The following is a 12,715-nucleotide window of genomic DNA, read 5'->3' as shown; positions in this document are numbered from 1 at the left end:
TATCATTTCATTCTTGCGATCATATTTATAATATAATCACAAGCTGTCAGCTTCCGCTGAGGCGAAGGCGTAGCCAACAACCAAGGTTTGCCCAAGACATAAAGAGGCGGTCAAGGAACGAAAAGCACGCACTTCAGATTCACGCACCTGGAAGGCCTGAACAGACATACGCGCAATAGGATTGACGATAGAATCCGTGATGGAAATAATCGGTGCGCCATTCTGATGAGCAATTTCGGCGCAAGCCAGGGTCTCTTCGGCGCTGGGTTGGTAACTTACGGCCAGCATGATATCGACAGGCCGAATGGTACGGGCCTGCGACTGAGAAAAGCCACCAACACCTTCAATAAATATGGTGGGCTTGCCCATTTTCTGGAAGGAATAGGCCAGGTATGCCGCGACAGGAAACGCCCGGCGAAACCCTACGATATAAAGGGTATCGGCCTCAATTATCCGCGCGACGGCCGCAGATACGTCATCCGCGCTCGTGGTTTCTTTCAGGTTCTGCAGGGAAAGGCTGTCCGCATCGACATATTCAGCCAGTATTTCGGCCCCTCCTGTGGAACGAGTCTGTCCGACTTTTTTATTGAACTGACGGACCCGCTCGCCGTAGCCTAGCGTCATGTTACTGGCAAGAAGCCCATCACGGATAATTTTTTGCATCTGACTGGCGCCAGAATAGCCAAGCGCTTTCGCAAAGCGGACAATAGCGGACGGCTGGACGCCTGAGCGCTCTGAAAAGACAGCCAGTGTTTCGAAGGCCAATTCTTCCGGGCGATCCAAAACGTAACTTGCAATCTGTTTCATACGTTTGCTGAAGGAGTCGTGCATAGCCATCACCTGCGCCTTGAGATCCGCGCTGGTCTGGGGGGGCGACATTTTTTTAGGGGCGATCTTGGCTGTTCCAGCCGTGCCTGACTTCATGGCTACTCCTTAAAATGGTCCTGCTTAGAGGTAATTTCCTCTGGCATACCATACAATAATAGATTGAACATTGGCATAAGTTGCCTGGTGAAATAATTTTCTATGTTGACTTGTTTTGGAATATTTGTTCCAAATAATGCAATTGTTTTGTGCCCGTGCCTGCCCTGCCGTTTTGAGGGTTAGGCAGGCGGGCTTTTTCGTTTAAATCTGTGGTTTACGCCCACCCTTTAACCTCAGAGCTGCTGATCATGTTAAACGTCGCCATTTTGGGAGCCGGCCGGATTGGCCGTATACATGCTACAAATATTGCTGCCCACGCCAAAATGCGTGTGACGGCGATTGTCGATCCTGTGCCAGACGCTGCCAGGACTCTTGCCTCTCAGGTCGGGGCAGATGTTCTAAATTTAGAAGCCGTTCTGAGTGACCCTGGAATAGCAGGTGTGGTGGTGGCCAGTCCCACGGATCAGCATCTGGACCATACACGCCGGGCGCTTGCCGCTGGCAAGGCTGTGATGTGTGAAAAGCCTCTCGATCTCGATCTGACCACAGCGCTTGGCGCTGCCGACGTCATGAGCGGCGACAACGTCCCCCTTCTACTGGGTTTTAACCGTCGCTTTGATCGGCATTTCTCTACGCTTAAGCAACAGATTATCGCCGGGCGTATCGGTAGCCTGGAGTCCTTGCTGATCGTCAGCCACGACCCGTCCCCCCCACCCGTCGCCTATATCAAGGTGTCGGGGGGGCTGTTTAAGGATATGGCGATCCACGATTTTGATATGGCGCGTTTCCTGCTGGATGAAGAACCCGTCGAAGTTTTCGCAACCACCGCCTGTTTGGTCGATCCGGCTATAAGGGAGGCCGGCGATTTCGATACGGCGCGAACCGTACTCAAAACGGCTTCGGGCAAGATTTGTGTCATAAGCAACTCACGTCGCTCTGGTTATGGCTATGACCAACGTATCGAAGCCTATGGATCAAAAGGTCTGCTTAAAGCTGACAATCTGACGGAAACCACTGTGTCACACTGGGGCCAGGATGGCGCTCAGGCAGACACCTTCCAGAACTTTTTTCTGTCGCGGTATGCAGACGCCTATCGCGCCGAAGCCGATCATTTTTCTGACATTATCACCGGTGCCTCAAAACCGTGCGTCGGGTATCGGGACGCGATTCGCGCCCTCGCCTTGGCTGAGGCTGCTGCCCGTTCCGCGACAACCGGTCAGGTTGTACATCTTTAAAAGGACAAACTGATATGGCAGGCGTCCCCCCTGTGCTCCCCGCCGACATCACGGTCGCGGCTACGTTAAATCCACGCCGCGAACTGGGATTCTGGGGCGCCCTGTCGGCCAATATGCTCAACATGGTGGGTATTGGTCCCTTCATTACGATCCCGCTCGCCTTGGGAGCAATGGGTGGACCGCAAGCGCTGATCGGCTGGATACTAGGGGCTATCATATCCCTTAGCGATGGCTTTGTATGGGCCGAGCTTGGAGCCGCCATGCCGCATTCAGGCGGCTCCTATCAATACTTGCGCCGCCTATTTGACGAAAAAAAGCTTGGCAACATGTTTGGCTTTTTGTTTTTGTGGCAATCTCTCATGAATGGCCCGCTCAATGTTGCCGCTGGCGCCGTAGGCTTTGTGAGCTATCTAAGTTATCTTTTCCCACAACTTAAGGCCACGACGCTGACGCTGTCCGCGGCCGCTCTCTGCCTTCTAAACACCTGGCTCCTGTATCGCAACATCCGTAAGATACAGATCATATCTCTCATCACAACCGGCATAGTGGTTGCTTCATTGCTATGGATCATCTTCGCCGGCATGACTCATTTTGATGCCCGCATCGCCTTTGATTTTCCGCCGGGCGCCTTCAACATGACCACCGGGTTCCTGATGGGGCTGGGCTCGACAACCTTGATTGCGGTCTATGATTACGGCGGATATAGCAATGTGTGCATGCTGGCAGGTGAAGTCAAACAGCCGCGAAAGGTTATTCCGCGATCAATCCTCTGGGCCATCGTCCTGATCGCCTTGCTGTATTGTGGCCTGAACCTGTCCATCCTGGGTGTCGTACCCTGGCGCGAAGCCATGGTATCGAAGGCTGTCGTGGCGGACTTCATGGCCCACCTTTACGGACGCACGGGCGGCATTATTGTCGCCATCCTGATCATGATCGCGGGATGGGGCTCGGCCTATGTCGTTTTGCTGGGATATTCACGCATTCCGTATGCCGCAGCGCTGGAGGGAAAATTTTTCAAAATTTTTGCCGCCGTTCATCCCAAGGGCCACTTCCCAACGGTCTCTTTGATTGTCATGGGTGTTGCCTCAGCGATCGCCTGTTTTCTCTCTCTGAATGCCCTCATTTCAGTTCTTATCGTGGTCCAGACCCTCTTTCAGTATAGTTTCCAGTGCCTGGCGGTAATATTTCGCCGAAAACAGCTACAAGAGCAATTCCAACAGGATTACCACCTGAGTGGCACCGATCCAGGCGCCAAACCCTACAAGATGCCACTCTTTCCGATACCGGCGCTGATCTCGCTGGCAGGCTGGATCTATATCGTCACGACCTCCAAGCTGATCTATATTGTGATGGGGATGGGTTTGTTTGCCGTGGGCGCAGCGATTTTCCTCGGTTTGGCCTTTCATCAGAAAGACTGGCCTTTTGAGGTAAAGTCATGAAAACGCTGGATGTAACGGTTGTAGGCGAAATCTATCTCGACCATGTGTTCAGCGGTTTCGACCGCTGGCCCCGCCCGGGTGAAGAGGTACTGACCGACAACTATACCAAGGAGCTCGGTGGCGGCGCAGCCACGACCGCTTGCGGTCTGGCACGGATCGGACGCTCCGTAACTCTGATGGGACTGATTGGTACCAGCGACACACAGTGGATTTACAACCGCCTCAATACATTTGGCGTTCTACATGACAGCTTACGTGCGATGGACGGCGCCACGGGCGTGACCGTCAGTGTGTCGACTCTTCAGGATCGCAGTTTCTTTACCCACACAGGCCTGAACCGAGACCTCGGGGCACACTTGATGTCTGATCAGGCCGTGGCGAATCTCACACGTGCGCGTCATGTTCATTTTTCCATGCCACTTAGCCGTGAGGTGGCTGAACACGTGCTCCCGCGCCTAAAATCGGCGAACTGCACCACGTCACTGGACGTGGGCTATCAACCTGACTGGCTGGGCGATCCTGTAAACGCTGCCACCTTGCGTGATATAGATCATTTCCTGCCCAATGAAAAAGAAGCCGAGCTTTTGTGTGGCCAAGCGAACGAAGACGGCTACTTCAGCCGTACGAAAGCCTTAGGATTTACGGCAGCCACGTTAAAACTGGGGGCACGCGGCGCTATGACAGAAAGCGCAGGCCAACGCTATCATGCGCACCCGCCCGTCGTTAAGGCCATCGACACCACGGGCGCAGGCGACGCGTTCAATGTCGGTTTTATTGACGGACTTCTGGACGGTTCCTCGCCCCTCGTTCGCCTGCAACGGGCATGCGTCAGCGGTGCTCTATCCACTCAATTCGCAGGCGCCCTGAACGGGTTGCCGCCAGTCTCTATGTACAGGAGTTTTTATGACCAAACCTACGAACGGGCTTAACGGCAAGGTATCCTTGATTGGTGGAGGCGGCATCCGAACACCCCTCGTCATTTTCGGCATCAATGACATTGCCCAAAACCTGGGCATCAAGGAAATGGCGCTTTATGATCCAGACGAAAACCGGGTTCAGCTCATGGCGGCTTTGGGACGGGCTATCGTCGCCCGCGAAGGTGGCTCACTCAAGATCACCGTCGCCGACAAGATAGAGTCCGCTGTCGAAGGCTGCGACTACATTATGAATTCCATCCGCGTGGGTGGCATCACCTCACGGGCGGCGGACGAACTGGCGGCGATTAAAAACAACTATCCAGGCCAGGAGACGACCGGCCCGGCTGGCGCGGCGATGGCGCTGCGGACCGTACCCGTTGTACTCGAACAGGCGCGTATCGTTGAGAAATATGCCCCTGAAGGCTGGATTGTCTCCTTCACCAACCCCGCCGGACTCATCACTCAGGCTTTGTCCACACATACGAATGCCAAGGTCGTTGGCATATGCGACACACCGACAGAGCTGATGCATCACATTGCCAGGGCATTGGGCGCCCGCCACGATGAGGTACATTGCGAGTATATAGGCCTCAATCATCTGGGCTGGATTCGCAAAATTCACCTTCGCGGCGAGGACATCACCGAGAAGGTTCTGGCAGATGATGCGCTTCTGGCCAGTTTTTATCATGTGCCCTTATTTGACGGCGACATGATACGCCAGTTGGGCCTCATCCCGACAGAGTATCTGTATTTCTATTATAATCGTCGCAAGGCACTGGAAAAACAGAAGATGCATGGAGGAAGCCGCGGCGCCGAGGTGGAAAAACTCAATGAAGCGCTGCTGAAAACCCTAGATGCCGAACTGCGTGCCGGATCCAATCAGGACGCCATCGCTACCTATGCCGCCTATCTCAATCGACGCTCAGGCTCTTACATGCGCCTCGAAGCGAAGGGGGGCTCGGCCTTCGACGCTGAGGCAACCTTTGATGAAGACCCCTTCCGTGTCGCCAGCGGATACCATAAGATAGCCATGGATGTGATCACCGCCCTGAGTTCTGAGTCCCCTTCTCGCATCATAGTCAACACACGCAATAACGGCACGTTGAGCGATCTTGATGCCGCTGACATTATCGAAACACCTTGCCAGATCAGCCGCAACTCTATCATACCGGAGCCGCTCGGTCGTTTGCCTGACGAAGTCAAAGGCTTGGTTCACGCCGTAAAATCCTACGAGCGGGCAGCCATTAAATCTGCGATGACGGCGGCAGCCGATCAAGGCAACGCCCTTTCTCATCCTCTGGCCCGACTGATCGCTCGCAAAGCTTTCCTGTTGCACCCGGCGATCGGCGATTGGGAAGCGTCTGACCCCCTTCTGCACGACCTTTTGGATCCGACCTGCATCCACTGTTAGTGGGCACGACACACGACACATGTTTGTGTCCTTTCTGCATCATTTCTAAGAATATCAGATAGCCCTGCGCAAATGTGCTCAGGGCTATATTATTTTTTACTTGCAAATCAACTACTTAACCTCACTTCGCGCGACCCAACTTTTTTGAAATAAAAATAAATTATTTTGACTTTATGAAATTTTTATTCCAACTTCCAGGCACATTCTTGACTCTAAGCCTGCCAAATACACCCAACATTCCAAGGTGCCACCTCAACGAAACGGCCTCTCGTTTCGCCCGGATTTTTCCACCTAGCACAGAGAAACTTGGACGCCTCGGCTAGGTGGCAAGACATACACACCCTCTGCGGGCGTTGCCGCATACGGAACCTCTCTCCGTTAAGTCAGCGCCGTAATCCTTTGTTTCACCTTGCGTCCAGCACCCGTCTGGACATGCCATAACGAAATTCTAGCCCCAGGAAACGATCATGCGAAAGACATTTACCACCAAGCTTTTGGGAGCCACAGCGCTCGGCTCGGGCGTACTGACCCTGGGCCTGCTGTGCGGTTCAGCATGGGCGCAGGAGGCTGCACCTGAAGCTAAGACACCAGAAACAGGCAGCACGGAAGTCGTGATCGTCAGCAACCGTTTCACGGCGAAAACAATGCAGTTGAAGTCGGACAATTCAATTTCCGTCCTTTCAGCAACCGACCTTCAACGCACAGCCGTGCACAATGCGGCAGAAATTCTCGGGCTCATGCCGGGTGTAAACGTCATGATGACGGGCAACTCGTTCATCGGCGGTATTGATGGCGCGTCGCGTGGCGAAGGCCAGTATGTCTCGATCCGCAGCATGAATTCGGAGTACAATGTCAATCTGATCAACGGCGTGGCCGTGGCTCAGGCCCAGCCCTATTCGCGCGGAGTTCAACTCAACCTCATTCCGCCCTCCGGCCTGCAAACAATTGTTCTCAATAAGACATCGACCGCCAATATGGATGGTGACGCCATCGGTGGAACGATTGATTTCCGCACGCCAACGGCCTTCGACTTCAAGGGTAAGCAAAGGGGCTCACTCTCGGTAAGCGGCAATTTTGAAAGCCAGGCGGATGATCTGGGTGCGGACAGCACCGGTTTCGGCGCCGCGGCCGACTTTTCGCGCAAATTCGGCGCCGATGACAATTTCGGCGTCTATGTCAGCGCCTATTACAACCTGCGCCATTACGCCAATTCGGAACTCGGCGGCGTCATGGAAGCATCCGGCGGTGACCGAGCCTACGCCCTGTCCTATGTGGACGGCAATGGCAATATCCCGTCCGGCATGGATCCCCTTCAGGATCTTATCCTGACAGGCTTCAATGTCGGCGTTTCCAGCGGCCACACCGAACTCTGGGGAGGTACGGTATCCCTCGATTGGCGACCAGACGTCGATACCAGCTATTATATGCACCTGACCTACGCCCATGACTGGACGACCCAAAATTCGAGCCTCAATCAAATCGTGGGTGAAGGCTCGGTGCGCGATGAGGGCACCAGCCCACTGGATGCTAACGGTAGTCTGAAGGATGGCTATATCGCCGCCGGCAACGGCCTCTATCAGACAACCATCCCGGCGGTGTCCAACCGCCTGTGGTATGAAACCAACCCTCTGCACTCCAATCTCAGCACGCTCGACTTCGGTGTAAAGAAGCGCGTCGGCAAGTGGCACTTTGAACCGAACGTCTTCTACTCCTTCGGCCGCAATGACCGTCCCAACCATCTGGAAATGTGGACAACCTCTATTCCGGCCGGTTCCTCGAGCCGTGGTGCAGCACCTTACGGCGCTGCGACGCTGGTCACCTATGGCGCGGATAATTTCCCGATCGCGCACCTGACACCCGGCATGGAGTATACAGCCCTCAATCCGGGCACCATGCCAGCGCCTTGCTGTTATGAAGTGACATCCGGACTCAGCCAGCAGGAAAAATACGGAGCGCGCTTTGATGGCGGCTACGACTTCGACCAAAGCCTGCTGCAATCGATCTCCTTTGGCGCGAAATACGTAACGAGCAACCGCGATGTCAGCAATCGCGACTATACGGTCACAGATCCCAATCCAGCCTCCAGCCTCGGCGCCGATACTGCGGCCATCGTCGGTTACTATCCCGGCTTCCCCGGTAAATATGATTATCTGGTACCTATCGTCGACCATCAGGTCGTCGCCGCACGCTACAATGCACTAACGGATACACAGGCAAAGCTGGATGCCGCTAGCGACATCTGTACCGGCGGAGGTAACGCGCTGGGCGTGCTTACCAATTATAACTGTAACACACTGTCAGGCACCGAGACCGTCAGCGCGGCCTATGTGATGGCCAAGTTTGCAACGGATACGCTCGAAATCATCCCCGGCATCCGATACGAGTCAACCGACGTCAAGAATACCTACTGGGTGCGTAAGTTCGAGCCGGATCCCACGAAAATGACGACCGTGCCGGATCCTGCGGATCCGACCAAAGTGATTGAAGTACCGGACGTGATTGAAGTACCCGGTGCATACCAGTCCAATACGGCCAGCTTCTCCAAGGTTCTGCCAAGCGTATTCCTGAACTATCGCCCCGATGCCAAAACGGTCTATCGTGCCTCGATCTGGACGAGCTACACGCGTCCGCCGATGTTTCAGCTTGGGGGTAGCTCCAGCAGCAAGTACGATCCGTCCACCGGCACCACAACCATCACAAAAGGCAATCCGGACCTGAAAGCGATCGGTGCGGTCAATGTCGATGCCAACGGCACATGGCGCACCAGCACCGGCGGCTATTACGGCGTTGGTGTTTTCTACAAAGACTTGAGCAACTATATTTATGACAGCGGCACCGGCTACATCAACGGCGCGACCTCGGGGAGCGGCGCGGTTTTGATCAGTCAGCCAAAGAATGGCGGCAATGCCTCGGTCCTGGGTATTGAGTTTGAAGGTCAGCAGAAATTTGACGGCATGCCCGCGCCTTTCGATGGCCTGTCTATCGGCGGCAATCTCGCCTTACAAACCTCTAAAGCCGACATTGGCACGAGTTGGGGCCACGAGGAGCGCATGCAGAACGCTCCGGACGTGACGGCCAATCTGGGTCTTTACTACGCCCGCGAAAAGGTCACGGTTGACATCACCTACCATTACTCCGGCGCCTATGTCGCCAACTACGACATACTGGGCAAGGGCGGCTCGTGGGATAATCTGTGGGTCGAGCCGGTACAGCATCTCGACGTGCACGCAGGTTATGATTTTGGCGTCGTTCAGCTTGATCTGTCCATCGCCAACCTGTTCAAGAACTACACCTACTATTCCCATATCGGTGAAAACTCCAAAGCCATTGCCGATGTCATCCAATCGGGGCGTACAGCTCTGCTGACATTGAAGTACGCCTACTAAACCGGCACCGTCTCCCAGGGCCTGATCAGCCAGGCCAGGTAACCGGAACTCCGGGCAGCAAGGCTGTCCGGAGTTTTTTTAGCCACAAACAGAGTTCAAGAGCGCCACCATGATCTCACGCCGCCAACTCCTAGCCACCGCAACAGGCGTGGCCGCCAGCCTGCCATTTCGGGCGATCGCCGGCGCAAAGCCTCTACGCTATACGACCTTCGTCGACCCGATGATCGGCACAGGCGGGCACGGGCACGTCTATCCAGGGGCCAGCCTGCCCTTCGGCATGGTACAGCTCTCGCCCGATACGGATAACGCCAGATGGGACGCCTCTTCGGGCTACTATATTGAGGACAAAAGCCTCCTTGGCTTTTCCCATACCCACCTCTCCGGTACAGGTGTCGGTGATATGATGGATCTGCTCGTGGTGCCGCGTATAGGTGAGGTCACCCTCAAGCCAGGTACGCTTGAGGCGCCGGAAGCCAGTTATCGCACGCGCATGAGCCACGATCAGGAAACCGCCGCACCAGGTTATTACAGCCTTACTCTCCCCGATAGCGGCATTCACGCCGAACTGACGGCGTCCGCCCGGGCCGGTCTGCACCGCTATACCTTTCCGGCCGGACAACCTGCCTATTTGCTGCTGGATTGGCAACATGGGGCACGTGAAGATGTATACAAGCGTCCGGTCGTTTATCTCGCGCATATGGAACGCGTCGCCAGTGACACGATTGTGGGCACACGTTGCGTCGATCAGTGGGCTGGGGGCCGGATTCTCCACTTTGCCCTTAAGGTATCTCAACCCTTTGAGACTTTGGAGTTCTTTAGCAAAGACAAGCCGGTGGATGGCGAACGCGTCGATGGTGATAGCCTTAAGGCCGTCCTTAAATACGGCGAAGGCCTTAAGGCCCCCCTGATGGTCAAGGTAGCGGTATCGGCAGTCGATATCGCCGGCGCCCTGAACAATCTGACAAACGATATTCCAGACTGGGATTTCGAAGGCTTGCGACAGGCCGCAGACAGGGCCTGGGAAACTGAATTGTCACGCATCCGGGTCGAAACGCCCCATGATCAAGACCGCAAGATCTTCTACACAGCCCTTTACCATGCCCACATGGCGCCGACCCTCTTTTCCGATGCCGATGGGCGTTACCAAGGTATGGATTCGGCAGTCCACAAGCTCCAGAAAGGGCGCGATAACTATTCGACCTATTCCCTGTGGGATACCTATCGCGCCTGGCATCCTCTGATGACCCTCATAGCCCCGGAACGGGCGGCGATTTTCGCGCAAAACCTGATAGATCAGGGCGCGGAGAGCCCCTACGGTCCGGTCATATGGCCACTGCAGGGAAGGGAAACCCACTGCATGATCGGCTGGCACTCTGACTCGGTAGTCGCCGAAGCTATCGTTAAAGGCTTGCCGGGTATCGACGTGCAAAAAGCTTGGGGACTTTATAAAGAGCTTGCCTTCAAGACCTCAACCTCGGGTCTGGATGCCTATCGTACCCAGGGCTACATCCCTGCGGATCAGGAAGATCAGTCGGTTTCAAAAACCATCGAATACTGCCACGATGACTGGTCGATGGCACAGATCGCCGACGCAGCGGGCGATAAGGCGGCGGCCTCCACGCTTCGCCTGCGTTCCAAAAGCTATTCGAACGTATTTGACACGAGCAAGCAGTTCGCCAGACCCCGCTTAAAAACAGGCGCCTGGGCCGAGCCTTTTGACCCTCGCGGCATGGGTCATGACCCTAAGGTCTGGTGGGATTATACGGAAAGCAACAGCTGGCAAGCCACCTTTGGCGTCCAGCATGATATCTATAGCTATATGGCGCTCTTCGGCGGCGAAGCCGGCTATGAAGCCAAGATCGACGCCCTGTTCAATGCATCCTCCGACCTGCCATCTGACGCGCCGCCGGATATGACGGGTCTGATCGGTCAATATATTCACGGCAATGAGCCCAGCCACCATATCGCCTATCTCTACGCCTATACCGGTTCACATTATAAAACCCAGGCGCGGGTTCGCATGTTGTTAAAATCACAATACCGCGCGCAGCCCGACGGTCTGGCCGGCAATGAAGACTGTGGTCAGATGAGCGCCTGGTATATTCTCAGCGCCATGGGCTTTTATCCCGTCGATCCGGTCAGTTGTGTCTATGTCTTCGGATCGCCACTCTTCACGAGCGTCGAAATTCCGCTCGTCAATGGTAAGACGCTGCGTATTCTGGCACCAAAAACCAGTGAGTCCAATATCTACATTCAAAGCGTTAAATGGAATGGCAAACCGCACACACGTTCCTGGATCAGCCATGCCGAACTCATGTCTGGCGGCGTGCTGATGTTCGAAATGGGACCGAAACCCAATCCTAAGTTTGGTGCCGACAAGGCGGAAAGGCCACCCTCGTTCACGGTGGTTTAGGATATCAGGACGCTTTCATCGCCCAGTGGCTACGGGCAATAGCGCGCGTAGCCACTGCTTGGGCACAAAACGCCACAGCCCGGCGAAGCATATCAAGCCGATACCGACATATGTCCAGCCATCGACATGATCGCCAAAAAGCACATAGCCGAGGCCAACCCCCCACAGCATCTGGGAATATTGTGTCGGCGCAAGATGACTGGCCGGCGAGAGCCGCGAGGCGTACATCATCAACATGTTAGCAAGGGCAGCCAGCACGGCATATCCGCTAATAATCAGCCATTCCCAAAGATCAGGCGGGGTGTAGCCAGGCAGCATGAGCAAGAAGCTTACGATCATTGGGCACAGCACACCGGCGCCAAACAAGGTGATACGCTTTTCTCTGTCCCGCGTGTGGCGCAAAAGCACGAACAACCCCGCCCCCGACAAGCCGCATAGCATAGCGGCTATATGGCCAATCCCAATGTCACGGAACCCAGGCCGCAAAACTGTCAATACGCCGGCGAAGCCTAGGATAACGGCGAACCACGCCTTCACATTCACTCGCTCTCGTAAAAATATTACGGACAGAATGGTGATAAGGAGCGGCATCAGGAAAATCAAAGCAAAGGCCTCAGCCATGGGCAAATGGCTGAAGGCTATGATGCTGGCGAACATGTTGACGGTCGCAAGGCCTCCTCGTAACCACCAGGTCGCCGGGCGCTGCGGACGTATGAGATCGCTGAGCCTGTCTCCTGGCCGCCACATCAACGGTAAAATCAGAAAAGACAAGGCGCTGCCATAAAAGCCAAGCTGCCAGGCGACAACATGCCCCTTCAGCACCTTGACGCAGGCATCACTCAACGCGAATGCGGCGTAGGCCAAAAGCGCAATGGCTATGCCTGAGCCTAAGATTGATCTTGCTCGCTTCATGACACGGTCGAGACAGGGCTTATATGCCGAGCCCTATCGAACCTCAGGTCAAAGATGCTGTTAAGTGAAGGTATGCGA

8 protein-coding genes are annotated in these 12,715 nt (G+C 55.0%); 6 read left to right on the top strand and 2 right to left on the bottom strand.

Translation table 11 applies throughout. The features are described from left to right. Positions 1 to 36: 36 nt before the first annotated feature. Entirely contained in the window at positions 37 to 924 is an 888-nt protein-coding gene (locus B060_RS0113175) for a MurR/RpiR family transcriptional regulator (protein ID WP_018082261.1), read from the bottom strand. A 248-nt stretch (positions 925 to 1,172) separates the two neighbouring features. Between B060_RS0113175 and iolG the strand changes: the two genes are divergently transcribed. From iolG to B060_RS0113145, 6 genes are all read left to right on the top strand, one after another. Next, on the top strand, positions 1,173 to 2,159 hold the full coding sequence (gene iolG / locus B060_RS0113170) for an inositol 2-dehydrogenase (RefSeq protein WP_026172818.1): 987 nt from the start codon (positions 1,173 to 1,175) through the stop codon (positions 2,157 to 2,159). A gap of 32 nt (positions 2,160 to 2,191) precedes the next feature. Continuing rightward, a complete protein-coding gene (locus tag B060_RS0113165) occupies positions 2,192 to 3,598 on the top strand; it encodes an APC family permease (protein WP_201768088.1) in 1,407 nt (468 codons plus the stop codon). Beyond that, positions 3,595 to 4,527 carry a carbohydrate kinase family protein gene (locus B060_RS0113160; RefSeq protein WP_018082258.1) on the top strand — a complete coding sequence of 311 codons (933 nt, stop codon included), beginning with the start codon at positions 3,595 to 3,597 and terminating at the stop codon, positions 4,525 to 4,527. Before B060_RS0113165 ends, B060_RS0113160 begins: the two co-directional genes overlap by 4 nt. Positions 4,528 to 4,540: 13 nt before the next feature. Continuing rightward, complete coding sequence (locus B060_RS0113155) at positions 4,541 to 5,926, top strand: family 4 glycosyl hydrolase (protein ID WP_201768089.1); 1,386 nt, start codon at positions 4,541 to 4,543, stop codon at positions 5,924 to 5,926. Positions 5,927 to 6,393: 467 nt separating this feature from the next. Next, positions 6,394 to 9,312 (top strand): TonB-dependent receptor, encoded by a 2,919-nt coding sequence (locus B060_RS0113150; RefSeq protein WP_018082256.1) that lies wholly within the window; start codon positions 6,394 to 6,396, stop codon positions 9,310 to 9,312. A gap of 109 nt (positions 9,313 to 9,421) precedes the next feature. Next, on the top strand, positions 9,422 to 11,725 hold the full coding sequence (locus tag B060_RS0113145) for a GH92 family glycosyl hydrolase (RefSeq protein WP_018082255.1): 2,304 nt from the start codon (positions 9,422 to 9,424) through the stop codon (positions 11,723 to 11,725). Positions 11,726 to 11,740: 15 nt separating this feature from the next. On the opposite strand, the gene B060_RS24485 is transcribed toward B060_RS0113145, so the two are convergent. Beyond that, positions 11,741 to 12,637, bottom strand: a complete 897-nt coding sequence (locus B060_RS24485) for a DMT family transporter (protein WP_018082254.1) — start codon at positions 12,635 to 12,637, stop codon at positions 11,741 to 11,743. Positions 12,638 to 12,715: the final 78 nt, after the last annotated feature.

Origin of the sequence: Asticcacaulis benevestitus DSM 16100 = ATCC BAA-896, assembly GCF_000376105.1 — a bacterium.
Taxonomy (GTDB): Bacteria; Pseudomonadota; Alphaproteobacteria; order Caulobacterales; family Caulobacteraceae; genus Asticcacaulis; species Asticcacaulis benevestitus.
The sequence above is the reverse complement of the archived record's forward strand: the minus strand, read 5'-3'. Positions and strand labels throughout refer to the sequence as shown.

Excerpts from the sequence above, each read along its gene's own strand:
- B060_RS0113175 (WP_018082261.1), bottom strand. The coding sequence starts at position 924 with ATGAAGTCAGGCACGGCTGGAACAGCCAAGATCGCCCCTAAAAAAATG.
- iolG (WP_026172818.1), top strand. The coding sequence starts at position 1,173 with ATGTTAAACGTCGCCATTTTGGGAGCCGGCCGGATTGGCCGTATACAT.
- B060_RS0113160 (WP_018082258.1), top strand. The coding sequence starts at position 3,595 with ATGAAAACGCTGGATGTAACGGTTGTAGGCGAAATCTATCTCGACCAT.
- B060_RS0113150 (WP_018082256.1), top strand. The coding sequence starts at position 6,394 with ATGCGAAAGACATTTACCACCAAGCTTTTGGGAGCCACAGCGCTCGGC.
- B060_RS0113145 (WP_018082255.1), top strand. The coding sequence starts at position 9,422 with ATGATCTCACGCCGCCAACTCCTAGCCACCGCAACAGGCGTGGCCGCC.
- B060_RS24485 (WP_018082254.1), bottom strand. The coding sequence starts at position 12,637 with ATGAAGCGAGCAAGATCAATCTTAGGCTCAGGCATAGCCATTGCGCTT.